Source organism: Arthrobacter sp. CJL-S3 (assembly GCF_056711635.1).
This window is the reverse complement of the sequence record NZ_CM160046.1, coordinates 3,732,524-3,749,314: the sequence shown is the minus strand read 5'-3', so window position 1 is coordinate 3,749,314 and position 16,791 is coordinate 3,732,524. Positions and strand designations below refer to the sequence as shown.

Annotated in this window: 20 protein-coding genes and 1 pseudogene; 10 read left to right on the top strand and 11 right to left on the bottom strand. The window is 68.7% G+C overall.

The window, feature by feature from the left end:
* Positions 1–174: 174 nt before the first annotated feature.
* Positions 175–492 (bottom strand): DUF6221 family protein, encoded by a 318-nt coding sequence (locus AC06G6_RS17235; RefSeq protein ID WP_479824091.1) that lies wholly within the window; start codon positions 490–492, stop codon positions 175–177.
* A 63-nt stretch (positions 493–555) separates the two neighbouring features.
* Positions 556–780, bottom strand: a complete 225-nt coding sequence (locus AC06G6_RS17230) for a hypothetical protein (RefSeq protein WP_479824089.1) — start codon at positions 778–780, stop codon at positions 556–558.
* Positions 781–979: 199 nt separating this feature from the next.
* On the opposite strand from AC06G6_RS17230, the gene AC06G6_RS17225 reads away from it, so the two are divergent.
* On the top strand, positions 980–1,729 hold the full coding sequence (locus tag AC06G6_RS17225; RefSeq protein ID WP_479824086.1) for a GAF and ANTAR domain-containing protein: 750 nt from the start codon (positions 980–982) through the stop codon (positions 1,727–1,729).
* Positions 1,730–1,761: 32 nt separating this feature from the next.
* On the opposite strand, the gene AC06G6_RS17220 is transcribed toward AC06G6_RS17225, so the two are convergent.
* From AC06G6_RS17220 to AC06G6_RS17210, 3 genes are all read right to left on the bottom strand, one after another.
* The gene (locus AC06G6_RS17220) at positions 1,762–2,496 is read right to left on the bottom strand and encodes a GAF and ANTAR domain-containing protein (RefSeq protein ID WP_479824084.1); all 735 of its coding nucleotides are present in this window, start codon (positions 2,494–2,496) and stop codon (positions 1,762–1,764) included.
* Positions 2,497–2,654: 158 nt separating this feature from the next.
* Entirely contained in the window at positions 2,655–3,653 is a 999-nt protein-coding gene (locus AC06G6_RS17215; protein ID WP_479824080.1) for a CapA family protein, read from the bottom strand.
* Entirely contained in the window at positions 3,650–3,901 is a 252-nt protein-coding gene (locus AC06G6_RS17210) for a DUF2630 family protein (protein WP_479824078.1), read from the bottom strand. Before AC06G6_RS17210 ends, AC06G6_RS17215 begins: the two co-directional genes overlap by 4 nt.
* 282 nt (positions 3,902–4,183) lie before the next feature.
* On the opposite strand from AC06G6_RS17210, the gene AC06G6_RS17205 reads away from it, so the two are divergent.
* Positions 4,184–4,750 (top strand): type 1 glutamine amidotransferase domain-containing protein, encoded by a 567-nt coding sequence (locus AC06G6_RS17205; protein WP_479824076.1) that lies wholly within the window; start codon positions 4,184–4,186, stop codon positions 4,748–4,750.
* 140 nt (positions 4,751–4,890) lie between these two features.
* Entirely contained in the window at positions 4,891–5,298 is a 408-nt protein-coding gene (locus AC06G6_RS17200; RefSeq protein WP_479824074.1) for a VOC family protein, read from the top strand.
* A gap of 113 nt (positions 5,299–5,411) precedes the next feature.
* On the opposite strand, the gene AC06G6_RS17195 is transcribed toward AC06G6_RS17200, so the two are convergent.
* The gene (locus AC06G6_RS17195) at positions 5,412–5,657 is read right to left on the bottom strand and encodes a hypothetical protein (RefSeq protein ID WP_479824072.1); all 246 of its coding nucleotides are present in this window, start codon (positions 5,655–5,657) and stop codon (positions 5,412–5,414) included.
* 179 nt (positions 5,658–5,836) lie between these two features.
* Between AC06G6_RS17195 and AC06G6_RS17190 the strand changes: the two genes are divergently transcribed.
* From AC06G6_RS17190 to AC06G6_RS17175, 4 genes are all read left to right on the top strand, one after another.
* On the top strand, positions 5,837–6,046 hold the full coding sequence (locus AC06G6_RS17190) for a hypothetical protein (RefSeq protein WP_479824070.1): 210 nt from the start codon (positions 5,837–5,839) through the stop codon (positions 6,044–6,046).
* A 79-nt stretch (positions 6,047–6,125) separates the two neighbouring features.
* Positions 6,126–6,935: an alpha/beta fold hydrolase gene (locus tag AC06G6_RS17185; RefSeq protein ID WP_479824069.1), complete on the top strand. Its 810-nt coding sequence runs from the start codon at positions 6,126–6,128 to the stop codon at positions 6,933–6,935.
* Entirely contained in the window at positions 6,932–7,615 is a 684-nt protein-coding gene (locus AC06G6_RS17180; protein ID WP_479824068.1) for an esterase/lipase family protein, read from the top strand. Before AC06G6_RS17185 ends, AC06G6_RS17180 begins: the two co-directional genes overlap by 4 nt.
* 84 nt (positions 7,616–7,699) lie before the next feature.
* Positions 7,700–9,736 (top strand): putative bifunctional diguanylate cyclase/phosphodiesterase, encoded by a 2,037-nt coding sequence (locus tag AC06G6_RS17175; RefSeq protein WP_479824067.1) that lies wholly within the window; start codon positions 7,700–7,702, stop codon positions 9,734–9,736.
* On the opposite strand, the gene AC06G6_RS17170 is transcribed toward AC06G6_RS17175, so the two are convergent.
* Positions 9,733–10,482, bottom strand: a complete 750-nt coding sequence (locus AC06G6_RS17170) for a GAF and ANTAR domain-containing protein (RefSeq protein WP_479824065.1) — start codon at positions 10,480–10,482, stop codon at positions 9,733–9,735. The two genes, AC06G6_RS17175 and AC06G6_RS17170, sit on opposite strands and share 4 nt — an antisense overlap.
* A 440-nt stretch (positions 10,483–10,922) precedes the next feature.
* On the opposite strand from AC06G6_RS17170, the pseudogene AC06G6_RS17165 reads away from it, so the two are divergent.
* Positions 10,923–12,282, top strand: a pseudogene (locus AC06G6_RS17165) (phosphoribosyltransferase family protein).
* Positions 12,279–12,692, top strand: coding sequence for a DUF302 domain-containing protein (locus AC06G6_RS17160; protein WP_479824063.1), 414 nt, complete (start codon positions 12,279–12,281; stop codon positions 12,690–12,692). Before AC06G6_RS17165 ends, AC06G6_RS17160 begins: the two are co-directional and overlap by 4 nt.
* Before the next feature lie 4 nt (positions 12,693–12,696).
* Here the strand turns inward: AC06G6_RS17160 and AC06G6_RS17155 are convergent, their stop codons facing one another.
* The 4 genes from AC06G6_RS17155 to AC06G6_RS17140 form a co-directional block, all read right to left on the bottom strand.
* Complete coding sequence (locus AC06G6_RS17155; protein ID WP_479824061.1) at positions 12,697–13,470, bottom strand: hypothetical protein; 774 nt, start codon at positions 13,468–13,470, stop codon at positions 12,697–12,699.
* Between the two features lie 125 nt (positions 13,471–13,595).
* Entirely contained in the window at positions 13,596–14,294 is a 699-nt protein-coding gene (locus AC06G6_RS17150; protein WP_479824059.1) for an SRPBCC family protein, read from the bottom strand.
* Positions 14,291–15,250, bottom strand: coding sequence for a hypothetical protein (locus tag AC06G6_RS17145; protein ID WP_479824057.1), 960 nt, complete (start codon positions 15,248–15,250; stop codon positions 14,291–14,293). Before AC06G6_RS17145 ends, AC06G6_RS17150 begins: the two co-directional genes overlap by 4 nt.
* Positions 15,247–15,711, bottom strand: a complete 465-nt coding sequence (locus AC06G6_RS17140) for a universal stress protein (RefSeq protein ID WP_479824055.1) — start codon at positions 15,709–15,711, stop codon at positions 15,247–15,249. Before AC06G6_RS17140 ends, AC06G6_RS17145 begins: the two co-directional genes overlap by 4 nt.
* Before the next feature lie 202 nt (positions 15,712–15,913).
* On the opposite strand from AC06G6_RS17140, the gene AC06G6_RS17135 reads away from it, so the two are divergent.
* Entirely contained in the window at positions 15,914–16,786 is an 873-nt protein-coding gene (locus AC06G6_RS17135) for an NAD-dependent epimerase/dehydratase family protein (protein ID WP_479824053.1), read from the top strand.
* Positions 16,787–16,791 lie beyond the last annotated feature (5 nt).

The window sequence follows — 16,791 nt, the reverse complement described above, 5'->3', positions numbered from 1 at the left end:
CCGCGGCTGCACGCACTGGTTCCCGTGATGATCCTGGACGGCGGACGTGGCTGAACATAGTGGCCTCCCTTAAGCGTCTACGCTACTGAACGCCCCCCGGTCATAGCTTAGGCCCGGAACTGTCTCTTGCACACGGACCTTTGGCATTACTTGGAAAAGGGCAGCGACAGGTCCCTAGGTGCGGAGCCAGTCCTGATCGAAGTCCGGGTGGTCGTAATAGGGCAGGGCCAGGGCGTTCAGCGACTGCTCAAGCCAAACCAGCGATTGCGGGATCCAGCCGGCGTCCTGGCCCGTGTCGCTGACCAGTGACGCGAGGGCCGCCTGCCGGGCGGATTCCACAATGCGGATCAGGCGCCGCTTGGCCTCGCATTCGAGTAGCAGGCGCTGTTCGTACCAGGCGCCGGATTGCGAGACGGTCCGGTCGCCGAGGAGGGTCCGCGCCACGGCCTCGTCCTCGGTGATCCGCTCGGACAGGAAATCGACAATGTCCACACCGCGAGCGTACGCGCGGTGCTTGGCGGCAACCACCCCCCGCATGCGCGGCCGCTCCGGCGTTTAGTGCACCGCCAGGTTTTCCGCGTCCTCGGGACCGACGAAGCGGCAGGAGCCCTCGTGCGGCTCGTGGACATCACAGGTCCGGCCGGTGGGCAGGTGGACGTTGCCGCACAGTCCGGTGATGGCCACGTCCTCCCGGACGTGCAGGCTGCTCAGGTCGGGCCGGCCCTGGCTTTCCTCGTGGATTTGGCGGGGGCCGGGGGAATTCTGCTCTGGACTGTTCATGTCTGCTGCTCCTTGGAGGGTCTGCTGTGCAGGAGGTGCCAGTCTCGATTGAGTCCGATGCCCCAGTCTCACACGGCTCCGTTGTTACCGGGGGACCGCCCCGTTAGATTTTTGTCTCCGGCCCGGTTCCGGCGGCGTTCGCAGGGGTATATTTCGAATGAGAGCAGCGATACAACAACGCAAGAAGGGGGGCGCCGTGATGGTGCCAAATTCAGCGGAAACGGGTGAGCGGGCGCCGGGTCTGCAGGACACCGAACCGATCGGCGCGGACGCCCTTGCCATTCGACTCGGCGACATCGCCCGGGAGCTCCAGCATAAGGAGGACCCTGAATCCATGCTGTCAGGCATCGTGCACGCCGCGTTGGAACTAGTGCCACACGCTGCCGAGGCCTCAGTCAGCCTGGTCACGGGCCGCCGAACGATTGAATCGCGTGCCGCTTCCAGCGATCTGCCGCGCCGGGTGGATGCCCTGCAAAGCGACACCGGGCAAGGCCCGTGCCTTGACGCCTCCTATGAAAAGCGGGTTGTGAGTGTTCCCGACCTCAGCACGGATAGGCGTTGGCCGGATTTCTCGCGGCAGGCCTTCGAACTCGGAGCGCGGAGCATGCTCTCCTTCCAGCTCTTTGTGAATGGGGACCACCTCGGAGCCTTGAATCTCTTCGGGAATGACGTGGGCGTCTTCGACGCCGAATCGGAGCGGATCGGGGCGCTGGTGGCTGCCCACGCTGCCGTCGCCGTCGCCGGCAGCCAGCAGGTCAGCCAGCTCACCCTGGCCCTGGATACCCGGGACCTGATCGGTCAGGCCAAGGGAATCCTGATGGAGCGGTACAAGATCACCGCCCAGCAGGCGTTCCTGCTGCTGTCGCGGGCTAGCTCAGAGCTGAATATCAAGCTTCGCGAGGTCGCGGAGCAGTTGACCGTCAGCGGGGAAATGACAAAAAAGCCCTGACACCGGCCGGGCTCGCGCCCGGCGCCGGGTTCTTAGTTGCCGGCAGGCAACTGAGAACCATCGATGAGCCCGGAGCAGACCACGGACAGCGGTGCACCGTCAGTCCGGGCACGGCGCAGCAACTCCCTCAGGGCCTGCTCCGCCGACAGCCCGTGGCGTTCCATCAGGATCCCGCACGCGCGGTTGGTGTTGTCCCGGCCGGCGAGTGCGCCCTTGAGCGGGCCGCTCAGGTGCCGGGGTGTTTCAGAGCCCTGGACATGGGCGAGGAGGGTCGCCGCGGGCACCGCGAATTTCTCAAGCAGTAGCCCGGTGGCGACTGTGTAGGCGGCCGGCAGGGCGGCGTAGATCTTCAGCGTTCCGATGGGCCCGCCGGCGGCGGCCAGCGGCGTGCTGACGACGGAGCGGATGGGCATCGAGGCGACAGCCTCGCTCCAGAGCGGCCACCGGTCATCCGCTGCAGTGTCGTGGACCAGCATTGTTATCCCCGCCGTCCAGGCCTCGATGCACGGTCCCTGACCCAGGTCGTGCTGGGCGGCGTCAGCCTGCCCCACGAGTTGTGCTGTCGCCGCGGTGCTGGTTCCGCGCCCTTGCTCGTCGAACAGTGAGATTCCGGCCCCGGCTGATCCTGGGATGGCATCCCGGACGGCCTGGACGAGCAGTTGCAGCGCACGGTCCACCTTGTCCTCGGTCAGGAGCAGGCCTTTGATGCGCGCGAAGACAGCGGTGAGTTCATCGAGGGGGAGCGGATTGAATGGCTGGTTGTGCACTTGCGGGCCTTATGGCGTGAGGGCAGTATCGCCCTGCGTATGCCCCCTGCTGAGCCGGGACGCCTTGAACGGCGGTCCACCTCAAGCATAACCCGCTCCGCTGTGCTGCGGGTAAGCGGCGGGTAACAGTGGACCAGCAACCTCGTTGGGGCGGCGCCTCAGCCCGCGGCGGCCAGGGGAATTTCCAGGAACCCGCCGGCGGAGTCCCAGCTGCTGGCCGTCCCGAGGTGCCGGCTGAGCCGCTGCATCCGTTCCGCGATCTGCCGGGAACTCCGGCCCGCCAGCCGTGCCTGGAAATCGGTGATCAGCGTCGGGTACAGGCGCAGACCCAGCGGTGTGCCGCCGTCCGTGGCGAGCAGGAAGATGAACGACTGGTCGTTCCTCTCCAGCGGATCCACAGCGTAGTCGTCCACAAAGTCCCCGGCGCTGTAGATGATCGGCCGGTTCCGGAACACCTCGATGCCACGGAAGATGTGCGGCGAATGCCCGAAGACGACGTCGGCGCCGGCCTCGATAAGTGCCCGGGCCAGCTCGCGGTGCTCGGACGGTGCCCGGGAGCCCCAATTCGGCCCCCAGTGGGCGGAGACGACCAGAAGCTCGACGCGGGCCTTTGTTCGCCGGACCAGGGCCAGCAGATCCTCAACCCTGCGGTCGCTGCCCACGACCGGCACGTAAAAGACCCCGGGCCCGACGTCGGCTTCCCAGTCTGGCTGGTTGTCGGTGAAGGCAATGAGGCCGACGGCGGTCCCCGCCACGCGGCGCACCGCAGGCCGGCGGGCGGCGTCCCGGTCCAAGCCGGCACCGGCATGCAGGACCCCGGCCCCGTCGAGCGCCGGCAGCATTTCGCCGAAGGCGCCGGCCCCGTAGTCCAAGACGTGGTTGTTGGCCAGCGACACCATCCCGATCCCGGCGGAACGGAGGCTCGCCACGTTCTTCGGGTCGGAACGGAAATGGAAGACCTTCCCGGCCTCCGGCTCCCCGCCGGCTGCCAGGACGCATTCGAGGTTGGCGATCGTCAGGTCGGCCTGGCGCAGCACGGAGTCCGTGTCTCCCCAGGGGTAACCGGCGCCGACGCGTCTCAGCCGCTCGTTCACGAGCCTGCCCAGCATGACGTCGCCCAGCAGCCCTATCAACATCGCACACCCGCCCGGGGTCACGACTCGTAGTTTTCCACCTGTTTGACGGGCCGGGGCTCCGCCTCGTCAGGATTTTCGCCGTACTGCAGCTTGGCCCGGCGCTGCCGCAGGAGGTCCCAGCACTGGTCCAGGTCCTCCTCGATGCGCTTCAGCCGGGTGTGCTCGGGGCTGTGCTCGTAGTCCGGCGAGGAGGACGGGGCCTTCTCGCGGAGCGCCTGTTCTTCTTCGACCAGCGCTGAAATGCGTTCGAGGATGTGTCGTTCGTCCATGACGGCCTTCTCTCGGGTAGCAGTCCTTCCGCCAGACTAGCGAGGCCGTGATGCACTGGCCAGAGGACCATTGACCGGAGGATGCTCTCAGTTCAGACGAAGCGCGGGAGACGTGGGCGACAAACACCCCGCCTTCGGTGAGGACCACAACGGCAACATAATCAGCTTGCTTATCAGTTTTTCGCTTCCTAAAGTTGATCCTGTAAGGCATCAATCTCTCCGTGCGGAAGTTTCCGGCCGGCCACCGGCCGCGTGAACCTCCCCGGCCCCAGAGGAGGACCCATGTCAGAGCACAACATTGCCGGTAAGAAAGTCGCCTTCCTGCTCACGGACGGTGTGGAGCAGGTGGAACTGACCAGCCCCTGGAACGCAGTGAAGGAGGCCGGCGGCGAGCCCACACTGGTGGCCCCCAAGGGCGGCAAACTCCAGGGCTACGACGGCACCGAGAAGGGGCAGAAGTTCGACGTCGACCTCACGGTCGCCGAGGCGAACGCCTCCGATTTCCATGCGCTGGTGATCCCCGGCGGCGTCGTCAACGCGGACCATCTCCGGGCCGACAAGGGCGCCCAGGCCTTCACCCGGGCCTTCTTTGAGCAGCACAAGCCGGTGGCCTCGATTTGCCACGGCCCCTGGCTGCTCATCGACGCAGGCGTCATCAGCGGCCGGAATGTCACCTCCTACCACACGCTCCAGACCGACCTGAGGAACGCCGGGGCCAACTGGAGCGACCAGGAGGTCGTGGTCGACCAGGGCCTCGTGACCAGCCGGACCCCGCGCGACCTTCCCGCCTTCAACAACAAGCTGCTGGAGGAAATCGAGGAGGGCGAGCACGCCGGCCAGACGGCCTAAGCGGCGCGCCCCTGGGGCGGGGCGCCCGGCGGCACCTACCCTCCGGGGGTGATCTGGGGCAGGATATGCCCTGTAACGTGCACCGCCGCGGCCGCCACACGGCGCCCTGGCTGGCACCCCAGCTGCAAGGAGTCCCGGATATGACCACGCTCAACCCCTACCTGAGTTTCCGCGACAACGCGAAGGAAGCCATGACGTTCTACCAGTCGGTATTCGGCGGAGAACTGACCATGAGCACCTTCGGCGAATACCACGCCAGCGAAGATCCTGCCGAGCAGGACAAGATCATGCACGCCATGCTGAGCACGGCCAAGGGAATGGTGCTGATGGGTGCGGACACGCCCAACGGCATGGACTACAAGCCCGGCAGCAGCATTTCGGTGTCGCTGAGCGGCTCCGACGAGGCCGAACTGCGCGGCTACTTCGACAAGCTCGCCGACGGCGGACAAGTGACCGTCCCCATGGAGAAAGCACCCTGGGGAGACGTCTTCGGCATGTGCACGGACCGGTTCGGGACCGACTGGCTGGTCAACGTCGGCCCCGAGTAGTCGGACCCGCGTAGGCAGGGCTCCGGCTTCGCACTGCGGCCACCCTCTGCCCGGCCGCCCGGCTGATCGGGCCTGGCATTTGCCGGGCCGGGCGGCTAGGGGCAGACGAAGTCCTAGTCCGGGCTGGAATCCGTGGTGAGCCCGCGGTCGTCGCCGGACTGCTCGTCCTGGTCCTCCGCCGGGCCGGTGGCCTTGTTGCCGTCCCGGGCGCCGGCTGCTGCCTGGGCCTCGGTGAAGCCTGACCCCGCCGGGCTCACATCCTGCCCCTCCTCGCGGGCCACCGGCGCTGCACCCGCCTGGTTTCCGTCCTCAACGCCGTCCTTGACGATGTCCTCTGGGTCCTTGCGTTCGCTGCCCATCGGGTCCTCCCCGCTCCGGCTACTCCGGTCCGATTTGACTGGCCCGGCTGCGGGCCCTGACTGCCCAAGATACACCGCAGCCCGCCGTCGTATTCCACTCTTCGGTGGCCACGGCTATTCTAAAGTCGGCCGGGACGCAGAAATTCGAGTCCACTTCCCCTGCCCAGAGAGGCATTGACATGACCGAGAAGTTGCACCTCACGCCGGAGGATGAATTCCCGGAGGACCTCACCACGGTGGCGGACAAGGATCTTCAGGTCCTGGACAGCCAGGTCCAGCGGCAGTTGGACCACGAATACGTGGCGGACGGCGAACCGAACCCGGAAACGGAGTTCAGGCACTACGACCTCGATGAGGAGTTCAGCGAGCGCGACAAGCGGAATGACTGACCGGCGGGTTCTGTCAGTATGCTTACTAGACGCTGACGAGTGGCGCTGACCAGAAGCGCCGAATAGAAATGAGCCCACCATGAGCAGGCCCGAACGCTTCGAGATCGAGGCCGCAGGCCATCTGGGCCATGTGTTCGTCTCCGCACGGCCCGCCGGACCAGCCGGCGCCGGGGAGACGCGTCCGGCCGTCGTGCTGATCCACGGGATCGGCGTCTCGCACCGCTATCTCAGCCGGCTCCACGGGCTGCTGGCGGAATCCGTTGACACCTACTCAATCGACCTGCCCGGCTTCGGCGCCACGCCCCGCCCCGAGCAAACCCTCACGATCGCCGACCACGCCACCTACATCCTCGGCGCCCTGGAACAGTTGGGGGTCCTGGAGTTCGTGCTGGTCGGGCACTCGATGGGCACCCAGTTCGCGATCGAAGCGGCGTTGCAGCAGCCTGGCCGGATCTCCCAGCTCGTCCTGATGGGACCGGTGGTCGACGAGAAGCGCCGCACCGTGGTGCAGCAGGCCCTGGCGCTGGGCCGGGACAGCATCTTCTTCGAAAGCCCGTCCTCGAACGCCCTCGTCTTCACGGACTATTTCCGCTGCGGGCCCATCTGGTACCTGAAGACCCTGCGCGTCATGATGGGCTACCCCACGGAGCAGAAGATCACCGGGGTGTCTGCCCCGGTCCTTGTGGTGCGGGGCGCCGAGGACCCCGTGGCCTCCGTTGACTGGTGCCGCCGGCTGGCCGCCCACGCGGCCCAGGGCCAACTGCTGGAAATCGAAGGCACCGGACACGTGGTGCAGCACAACCGCTCCGAGGAAGTGGCAGGCGCCATCCTGGACTTCGCCGGACTCCGCCGGACGGCCGGAGAGGCTCCCCAGGGGCGCCCGGTATGAGCGGGGTCCTGCAGGCCGCCCGCTGGTGGGCCCAGGACTACCTCTATGCCGCCGGCCGGCAGGTCCTCAGCGCCGTGTCCCGGACCAAGCCGGAGGATTTCCTCGGCGGGACCGGACGGCCCGTGGTGGTGATTCCCGGGGTTTACGAGGATTGGCGCTTTATGCTGCCGCTGGTTAAACGGCTTCATGCGGCCGGCCATCCGGTGCACGTGCTGACCCTGCTGCACCGGAACCGGCTCGCGGTGCCCAAAGCCGCGGACCTGATTGCCGGCTACATCCGGGACCGTGACCTCTCGGACGCGATGATCGTCGCCCACAGCAAAGGCGGACTGATCGGCAAATTCGTGATGATGCAGCTGGACCCGGATCGCCGCATCGCCGGCATGGTGGCGGTCTGCTCACCGTTCTCCGGCTCACGTTATGCCTCGTTCATGCTGCTGCCGAGCCTGCGCGCCTTCTCGCCCCGGAGTGCCGTGACCATGCAGCTCTCCCGTGAAGAGCGCGTCAACGAGCGCATCACCTCGGTCTACGGGCTCTTTGACCCGCACATCCCCGAAGGGAGCATGCTCCCCGGCGCCCGGAACATCCGGCTCGAGACCGCCGGCCACTTCCGGATCCTGGCCCACGAGGACACGATCCGCACCATCCTGGACGTGGCGGCGGAGCCCCCGCGCCAATAGTCGCCCGCTCCGGCCCCGCGACGGCTAGTCTGGCAGTGAACGAATCAATGTCCGGTTCCCGGACTGACCTTTCGAGGGTTCAGCATGTCTCTTCGCCGGCCACCACCCGCGGCCGGGGCGTCGCCCCACGTGGCCGACGGCGTTCCCCCGGAGCTCCTTGTCCGTGCCCTCGAAGCCACGTCCGAAATCTCCCTCATCACCGACGCTGCACAGAACATCCTGCACGCCAGCCGATCCTTCAGCGCCATCACCGGCTACACGGAAGCAGAGGTCCTGGGCGCCAACTGCCGGATCCTCCAGGGGGCGGGTACCGGGCCGGAGGCCGCCGGGGCCATCCGTGACGCGTTGGCCCGCGGGGAGCAGTTCCGCGGCGAAATCCTCAATTACCGCAAGGACGGGTCGCCGTTCTGGAACGCCCTGACCATCACCCCGCTCCGGGACGAACACGGTCAGGTGACCCACTTCGTCAGCGTGCAGCGGGACATCAACGCCCGGGTGGCGCTGCACGAACAGCTCCGGTTCCAGGCCGCCCACGATCAGCTGACCGGCCTGCCCAACCGCGCCGCCCTGGACGGCCACCTCGCGAAGGTGCTGGATTCCGACGGCGGCTCCCGGCCCGCCGTCGTCGTCGGACTGATTGACCTGGACCGGTTCAAGGAAGTGAACAACGCCCTCGGCCACGAGGCCGGTGACGTCATCCTGAAAAGCTGGGCCGCCCGGATGCAGGCCCGGCTCCAGCCGTCGGAGTTCCTCGCCCGGATGGGCGGCGACGAATTCGTGCTCGTGGTGGCCGGCGCGGCCGGCGGCGACGCCGCGGCGCTGGGCGTTGTGCTCCAGCGGCTCGGCCGCAGCATGGATGAGCCCTTCGATGTGTCCGGGGAATTGATTTCCCTGACCATGAGCGCGGGGCTGGCCTGCTCGCCCCGCGACGGCATCGAAATGCGCACGCTGCTGCGTGCCGCCGACGCCGCACTCAAGGTGGCCAAAGCCCGCGGGGGCCGAACGCGGGGATGGTGGGAGCTGGCCGGGCCGGTGGCGGGCGCCAGCGCGGCTGCCGGACCCCCGGTAGCCCTCGAACCCCCCGGCCTGGCGCCCGCGGAGGCGGATGCCGCCGGCGGTTCCGCCGCCTTGTGCAAGGAGCGACTGTTTGGCGGCGGGCTGGAGATGTACATGCAGCCGGCGGTGGACTTCGATTCCGGCGGCATCTACCTCTTCGAGTCCCTGGCCCGGCTGCGGCTGGGGGATGGGAGCCTCGTGCCGCCGGCAGCGTTCCTCCAGCACCTCAGCACGGCCGAGACCGCGAGGCTGTTCCGGGCGGGACTGGACCAGACATTGGCGTACCTCGCGGCCTGGGACGGGCTGGGGCTCTCCGCCAGGGTCTCCGTCAACATTGCCCCGTCCACCCTGACGGACCCGGGCTGCCTGCCCTTCGTTGAAGAGGCCCTCCGGCGGCACTCGATCGCGCCGCAGCGGCTGGTGTTGGAACTGCTGGAAACCGAGATCGCGGATTGGGACCTGCTCCGCGCCCCGCTGGACCGGCTGGTCACGCTGGGGGTGGGCCTGGCCATGGACGACCTCGGCGCGGGATACAGCAGCCTCAAACGGCTGTCGATGCTGCCCTTCACGGCGGTGAAGATCGACCGGGACATGCTCACCGGTCTCCGCACCAGTCCGCTGGAAACACTGAGCCTGATCGCCACCCTCGTGCAGATCGGCCGGGATTTTGACCTGACGGTCGTGGCCGAAGGCCTGGAGGACCTTGGCATGACCGAAGCCGTGGCCGTCCTGGGCGCCCGGTACGGCCAGGGCTACCACCTCGCCCGTCCGATGCCGGCCGCCGAGGTCCCGGGCTGGACGGCGGATTTCGAATCACGGGTATGCGCCCGCCAGGTCCGGACGGCCCTCGGCGCACTGGCCTTCCACTGGAAGTTCCTTCGCCTCGGATCCCCGCATCCGCACGCTGTCGAGGACTGCCCCTTCACGGGATACCTGGACTCCCGCGGCGGGAGACAGGAGGACGTCCACCACTGGCACGCCCAGCAGCACCGGGCCGACAGCAGTTCCGGCGCCAGCCGGATGATCGTTGATTGGCTGGTCCGGGAAATCCGGAGTGGGGCCTAGGCGTCGAAATGCGTCCGGGCCGGCCCCTTGCCGAGAGACTCCACGACGCCGGCCGCCACGGCGTGCAGCTTGATGTTGCGGGCGCTGGAAGCGGCCTTGAGGAGTTCGAAGGCCTCGGTCTGGCTGCAGCGGTTCTGCGCCATGATGATGCCGACCGCGACGTCGATGCCGGTCCGGGTCTCCAGGGTCGCCCGGAGGTTCGCGGCCGTGTCGCTGTAGTGCGCAAAGCGCACCGCCAGCCGCAGCGCCAGGGATGCCTGGCTCACAAAATTCCGGGCCAGGTCCATCGCCCTGCCATCAAACCGGCCGGCCCGGTGCGAGTACAGGTTCAGGGCGGCACGGGTGTCGCCGTCGAGCAGGAACGGCAGGGCCAGGATCGAGCGGACGCCGAGGCCGCGGACGGTGGCGGCGTACTGCGGCCAGCGCCGGCAGTCCCCGAGGTCCCGGATGTGGACGGTTTCCTGTTCCCGGGACGCTGTCACGCACGGACCGTCGCCGAAGGTGTACTGGATTTCGTCCATGGACTGGGCGGCCGCACTGCTGCTGGCCACCGTCGCGGCCTTCCGGTGCCGAAAAAGCGTGATCCCGCACAGGATCTCGTCGCCGGGCTCGGAGAGGCTGCGTGCGGAAACCCGCGCCAGTTCGCGCAGGAACTCCTCAACGTCGGAGCTGTTGAGCACCAGTTCATGCAGGTGCTGGTTGGTTGAAGTTGCGTCTGGGGAAGCTGCGATGGGTTCGCTAACCACTGTCTCGTCGTGCCGTTTCGCTCAGGTCAAAACGATCCGGACGGGCGGCCCACCCGCGGCGGGGCGGCAGTGGCGGACGGCGGGCGGCCGGATCGAAGAACAATCCAACGGCTCGCTGCAAAACCGTACGGAGAAATTATATACAGCATCTTCCCGCCTCCAACGACGCACCGGGCACCGGCCCGGAACCGCCACCGCAGGGCCTGTTGCGGCGGGACCTCGCGCCGATTTCCGGGTCCGGGCGGAGCGCCGCGGAGGCTCGGGGGACGGCGCTGCCGGGCACCGGGCGGGGTGCCGGCCAATCCGGGCACAAAGGCCCTCACATCCCAGGGCCTCCTGACAGATAGTGGGAGAGAGCGGCCAAGTGGTCAATTTCCCAGCCTGCGGAGCGCACGCCTGGATGAGGTCACGGCCGACATCCCGATTGGAAAGCCATACCGATGACCATTTTCGAAGACAGGGTCGACGCCGGCCGGCAGCTGGGAAGGCGGCTCGCGGAGTTGCGGGGTCAGGACATCGTGGTCCTGGGGCTGCCCCGCGGCGGAGTCCCCGTGGCCTTCGAAGTCGCCGCCGCCCTGGACGCGCCGCTGGATGTGATCGTGGTGCGGAAGCTCGGCCTTCCCTACCAGCCGGAGCTCGCCATGGGAGCGATTGGGGAGGGCGGCGCCCGCGTGCTGGAATCACATGTACTGGCCCATGCCCGGGTCAGCGACGCCGAGCTGCAGGCCGTCGAAGACCACGAACGCGCCGTCCTGGAAAACCGCGTGGTCCGGTTCCGGAAGGGCCGGACCCGGCAGGACCTCACCGGGCGCATCGCCGTCATTGTCGACGACGGGATCGCCACCGGATCCACCGCCCGGGTCGCCTGCCGGATCGCCCGGAAGCTCGGTGCCGCCAGGGTCATCCTGGCCGTCCCGGTCGCTCCCGCCGACACGCTCAGGAGCCTGACCGAACCCGACGAGGTGGTCTGCCTCGCCACCCCGCACCAGTTCTCCGCGGTCGGCTACCACTACCGCGATTTCTCGCCCACCGAAGACGACGAGGTGGTGCAGCTGCTCGACGCGGCGGCCAAGCGCCTCCAGAACTCGCAGCCGGCTTCCCGGAAGCCTGCCACGGCCAGCGCACCGGACGCCTCGGACCTCGATGAGGAGGTCGAGATCCCGTCGCGCGGAGTCCGGCTCCAGGGCCAGCTGCACCTGCCGGTCCCGGCCCGCGGCGTGGTGCTGTTTGCGCACGGCAGCGGCAGCAGCCGGCACAGCCCCCGGAACCGGTACGTGGCCGGAGTGCTCCAGCAGGCCGGTCTGGGCACCCTGCTGCTGGACCTGCTGACCCCGGCGGAGGAGCGGAACCGCGCCAACGTCTTCGACATCGAACTGCTGGCCCGCCCGGCTGTCCGCGGCCACCGACTGGCTCGCCACGCGCCAAGACACGGCCGCCTGCACGATCGGTTACTTCGGCGCCAGCACCGGTGCCGGCGCCGCGCTCTGGGCCGCCTCCGAACCAACCGCCAGGATCGACGCCGTCGTCTCCCGCGGCGGCCGCCCCGACCTGGCCGGCCCCCGGCTGGGCGCCGTCCGCGCGCCCACCCTCCTCATCGTGGGCAGCTACGACCACGAGGTGCTGGAGCTCAACCGCAAGGCGAAGTCCATGATGCGCTGCCCCAACCAGCTGGCCGTGGTCCAGGGCGCCACGCATCTCTTCGAGGAACCGGGTACGCTGGCCGCGGCAGCCATCCTCGCCAGGGACTGGTTTGTCGACTACCTTCTGCCGGCCAAGACCACTCCAGGAGCAACAGCATGAGCTACACCTACACGGCCGTCGTCCCGCTGAGCTGGGAGGACGCCGTCGAAAAGACGCGTGCCGCTCTCGCGACCCAGGGCTTCGGGATCCTCTCGGAAATCGATGTGCGCGCCACCTTTGCCGCCAAACTCGGCGATGACGCCGCGGAAGCACTGGGGGACTACGTCATCCTCGGTGCCTGCAATCCGATGCTCGCGAGCCGGGCGCTCGCCGCCGAACCGGAAATGGGGGCGCTCCTGCCCTGCAACGTGGTGGTGCGCCGCGGAACCGACGCCACCGCGACGACGGTCCAGGCCATCGACCCGCAGACCATGGTGCAGCTCAGCGGTAACCCCGCTGTCCGCGAAGTGGCGGACGACGCCGGAACGCGCCTGCGGGCGGCCATGGCAGAACTGGGCGGGGACAGCTGATCCGTCAGGCCCCGTGCACCTTGTGGTGGCCGCCGGTGCGGTGGCGGTAGGCGTAGACCAGTAGCGCCACGCCGGCGAGGACCAGGAGCACCGGGACGAAGTACTCGCTCGCGGTGATCAAAGCCGTGGCCTGAACGGCGAAAATCAGCCCCAGCATGGCCAGTACCGCGGCCGGAATCAGGGGCCACTTCATCCTGGCCGGTTCCGCTTCCCCTGGCTCGCCGGCGACGGCGGCAGGCTGGCCGGGGCGGGGTTCGGGCTGGCCCGCGACGGCGGCAGGCTGGCCGGGGCGGTGTTCGGGCGGGACCGGAACCAGGGAAAGCACTGCGAACGTGGCAGCCAGGCCCAGGAACAGCACGGCAGCCACGGGCATTCCTTCCCAGGCCGGCGGGAGGGCCACCACCAGGGCCAGCGTCAGCATCACCCCGCAGGGGATCAACGCCCACCAGTTGGAGCGTTCGCGCACATACACCGCACCGAAGCCACCGGCCATGAACAGAAACAGGAAGGCGCCGGCCCCGTACGCCGCCGGCCCGGGCCAGAGCTGGGTGATCAGGATGACCGCCGCGAGGCCCAGGAACACGGAGCCGGGGATGGCGGCCCACCAGTTGTCGCGGCTGCGGACGAACAGGACCACGAAGGCGGTCCCGGCCGCAGCGAAAATCAGCGGCCAGACGATGGCCGCGCTGTCCAGGATCCCGAGCAGATCCAGCAGCAGCAGGACTCCGGCCGCCATCAATGCGATGCCGGCGATGATGCTGGTATGTGCCGATTTCACCGTTTGCCTCCCGGAACCCGGCGGGCGGACGCGCGCCGTCCCTGAATTCTCAGGCTATGCCCGGGCCGGCAGCCGGCGTAGGGCACAAGGTCACGGAGGTCCCGGGCCGACCGGCTGGCGCCCGGCTACCGGCCACGGCCCTCCGCCCGGGCTTTGATGCCGAGGAGCATGCGCCGCTCCAGGATGAACTGCAGGGGTTCCAGCACCGGCCGGAGAATCAACCCCACTTGCAGCGGGGCATAGTCGTAGCGCGTCCGGGACAGCAGCCGCGTGCTGCGCCCGTTGACAGGCTGCAGCACAAACGTCCAGCCGAGCTCCACCCGCGGCCCCGCGGGAGCACCGCCGGACGGCCTGATCTGCCCGGTGCGCGGATCCAGCGTGCCGCCCAGACCCAGCACCGAGCCTGCCTCCGCGCGCCGGACCGGAATCCCCACGTCCGGGCCCTTCCCGGGCACCAGCGGGACGACATCGCCGACGCCGAGCTGCTGGTATTCGGGAAGGATCCTGTCCGCGCTGTGCATCCCGAGGCCTGCGGCGTTCTCCAGCAGGTCGTAGCTGTACATCCCGCCGCGTCCGGCCCCCAGCTGGAGAAGCCAGGGCCAGACGCTCGCGGGCGGCGCGTTGATGGTGACGGCCCGTGTGCTCTGCATCCGGGGAGTCCGCACGAGCTCATCGCCCGGAAGCGGGGCGGCGGTCTCCTGGGCGGTCGCACCCCAGTGCAGCATCCGGGGCCGGACGGCGAGGACGTAGCCGGCGGCGACCGCTGCCGCCCCGAGGGCGGCCAGCGGCCCGCGGAGCCGGAGGGAGGCAGGGGAGCGGTTCACTGGATACGGCTTCCTTCCGCGCCCGCCCCCGCCCCCGCGCCGGGACCGGGACCCGCGGCCGCGCCGGCGCCGGAGCCGTCGCCGGAGCCCGGACCCGGGCCGGGTCCGGCGCCGGCATCCGCCGCTTGGGGCAGCGGAGCCCGGGTGCGGCGCGCCGCGCCGCCGCCGGGATTCAGGTCCAGCTTCCAGAGGTGCAGCCCGCCCAGCACCAGGAAGAAGGCCGAGAGCAGCACCGATGACCACAGGGACACCGCGGACACAGGGACATCGAACAGCGGCTTGAACAGTTCCCCCAGGGCCAGGGAAAAGATCAGTGTGAAGCCGAGCAGATACAGCGCGGGCATGAACACCAGACCGGGCCAGCGGCCCCGGAACGTCAGGACGGCGAGGATGAGGAACGCCGGCATGATGAAGCACAGGTCAAGGACGAAGACGGAGTAGAGCGAATCGATCTGATCGCCGGTCCGCATCAGCGGCAGCAGCATGGCGATCCACAGCGGATAAAAGATGAGCGGCTGCAGGAGCGCGCCCGAGGCGGACAGGACCCGGATGCCCTTCGGCAGCCGCGCCCGCCTCGGCCCGTCAGCCCGGAGCTCCAGGGCCGTGTAGACCATGCCCCAGAAGGACAGGGCAAAAACGGCAAGGTAGACGAGGTAGAAGCCGTTGTAGGTCCGCTCGATGGAGTAGATGCCGTAGGCGTAAAACAGGTAGCCCAGGATTCCCAGCGCCACGAGCTGGACCTTTGGGCGCCCCCGCCGGTCGGCGAAGGCCAGGACCGGAAGGGCGACGCCGGCAACGGCGGACATCAGGTCCTGGGACACCGCGCCGGGCACGAGCTCGGCTGCCACGACGGCCCGGTAGATCTCCGGGAAAAGCAGCCCCGTCACCGCCGCGGGGACGGTCAGCACACCGGTGATGATCCAGAGGACCCGCACCGGCCACCGGCTGCGGTTCATTCCGCCGCCTGGCGTTTTTCCTCGTCGTCGCCGACCACCAGGACGGGGCAGTGGGCATGGGCCGCGCAGGCCCCGCTCACCGATCCCATGATCTGGGCGAGGAAGCCGCCGCGGCCGCGCCGGCCGACCACCAGGAGCTGGGCATCCCGGCTCGCCTCGACCAGGACCTTGGCCGGCGGGCCGAACTTCACGGTCCGGGTCAGGCCTGCCGGGACGTCGCCGCCGAAGGCACGTTCCAGGGATTCGTCGACGAGCCGTTTCGCCGTCTCCTCCAGCTGGGTGGTGGTGGGGCTGCTCTCTTCGGGCAGGTGCGAGGCCAGGAAGAGGTCCGAGGTGCCCAGACAGGTGATGACTTCCAGGGGAGCGTCCAGGCTGCGCGCCATGCGCCCGGCGAGCCGGAGCGCCTTCGTCGAGAAATCCGAACCGTCCACGCCCACGACTATCCGCTGATCAGCGTTCATGGCCCCAGCCTGACCGGTCCGCCCGGCCGCGCCTAGGGCCAAAAGTCACGCGCGGCGTAGACCCCAGCTCGACTCGCCGCCGACGGGCAACCCTGCCCTGGGGGCCCGGTTTTGCGGCCGGGCCGGCCAGGGGGTGTGCACAGTCTCCGGCCCCCTCTAGGGTGGGACAAGCCCCACACGACCCACGATGCGAGGAGTACTGATGAGAGTTGCTGTTACCGGAGGAAGCGGAAAGCTGGGCCGGAGCGTCGTCCGGCGGCTGGGCGAGGACGGGCACGAGGTCACGAATCTGGACCGCACCGGCACGCGCGGGCGCGGTTTTACCGAGGTGGACCTGCGCGACTACGGCCAGGTCGTGGACGTGCTCCTGGGCCTCGAGGACCGGCACTCGGGATTCGACGCGGTGGTGCACCTGGCCGCGATCCCTGCGCCAGGCCACGCCCCGGATGCTGCAACCTTCGAGAACAACATGCAGGCCACCTACAACGTGTTCCAGGCGGCCCGCCGCGCCGGGATCAAGAAGATTGTCTACGCGTCCAGCGAGACGGTGCTGGGACTGCCGTTCGACGTCGACCCTCCCTATATCCCGGTGGACGAGGAATACCCGGCCCGGCCGGAAAGCACTTACTCCCTGGTGAAGCACCTCGAGGAACAGATGGCGATCCAGCTCACCCGCTGGGATCCCGAGCTGAGCATCAGCGGCCTGCGCTTCTCCAACGTGATGGACCCGGAGGACTATGAGGAGTTCCCCGGCTTCGACGCCGACGCGATGCTGCGCAAGTGGAACCTCTGGGGCTACATCGACGGCCGCGACGGCGCGCAGGCCGTGGCCCGCGCCCTCGAGCACGGCGCCCCGGGGTTCGAGGCGTTCATCATCGCCAACGCGGACACGGTGATGAGCCGCTCCAGCGCCAGCCTCGCAGCCGAGGTGTTCCCCAACGCGCCCGTGGTCAAGGAGCTCGGCGAGCACGAAACACTGCTCTCGATCGATAAGGCCAAACGGCTGCTGGGCTACGCGCCCGAGCACAGCTGGCGGAACTACCACCCGCTGCGCACCACTCCCACCGAAGACTGAAGAGG

What these genes read in the sequence shown, in the direction of transcription:
- AC06G6_RS17210 (WP_479824078.1), bottom strand. Translation starts at nt 3,901, where the DNA reads ATGGACGAACGACACATCCTCGAACGCATTTCAGCGCTGGTCGAAGAA.
- AC06G6_RS17135 (WP_479824053.1), top strand. Translation starts at nt 15,914, where the DNA reads ATGAGAGTTGCTGTTACCGGAGGAAGCGGAAAGCTGGGCCGGAGCGTC.
- AC06G6_RS17225 (WP_479824086.1), top strand. Translation starts at nt 980, where the DNA reads ATGGTGCCAAATTCAGCGGAAACGGGTGAGCGGGCGCCGGGTCTGCAG.
- AC06G6_RS17140 (WP_479824055.1), bottom strand. Translation starts at nt 15,711, where the DNA reads ATGAACGCTGATCAGCGGATAGTCGTGGGCGTGGACGGTTCGGATTTC.
- AC06G6_RS17160 (WP_479824063.1), top strand. Translation starts at nt 12,279, where the DNA reads ATGAGCTACACCTACACGGCCGTCGTCCCGCTGAGCTGGGAGGACGCC.
- AC06G6_RS17205 (WP_479824076.1), top strand. Translation starts at nt 4,184, where the DNA reads ATGTCAGAGCACAACATTGCCGGTAAGAAAGTCGCCTTCCTGCTCACG.
- AC06G6_RS17145 (WP_479824057.1), bottom strand. Translation starts at nt 15,250, where the DNA reads ATGAACCGCAGCCGGTGGCCGGTGCGGGTCCTCTGGATCATCACCGGT.
- AC06G6_RS17190 (WP_479824070.1), top strand. Translation starts at nt 5,837, where the DNA reads ATGACCGAGAAGTTGCACCTCACGCCGGAGGATGAATTCCCGGAGGAC.
- AC06G6_RS17180 (WP_479824068.1), top strand. Translation starts at nt 6,932, where the DNA reads ATGAGCGGGGTCCTGCAGGCCGCCCGCTGGTGGGCCCAGGACTACCTC.
- AC06G6_RS17185 (WP_479824069.1), top strand. Translation starts at nt 6,126, where the DNA reads ATGAGCAGGCCCGAACGCTTCGAGATCGAGGCCGCAGGCCATCTGGGC.
- AC06G6_RS17175 (WP_479824067.1), top strand. Translation starts at nt 7,700, where the DNA reads ATGTCTCTTCGCCGGCCACCACCCGCGGCCGGGGCGTCGCCCCACGTG.
- AC06G6_RS17195 (WP_479824072.1), bottom strand. Translation starts at nt 5,657, where the DNA reads ATGGGCAGCGAACGCAAGGACCCAGAGGACATCGTCAAGGACGGCGTT.
- AC06G6_RS17200 (WP_479824074.1), top strand. Translation starts at nt 4,891, where the DNA reads ATGACCACGCTCAACCCCTACCTGAGTTTCCGCGACAACGCGAAGGAA.
- AC06G6_RS17230 (WP_479824089.1), bottom strand. Translation starts at nt 780, where the DNA reads ATGAACAGTCCAGAGCAGAATTCCCCCGGCCCCCGCCAAATCCACGAG.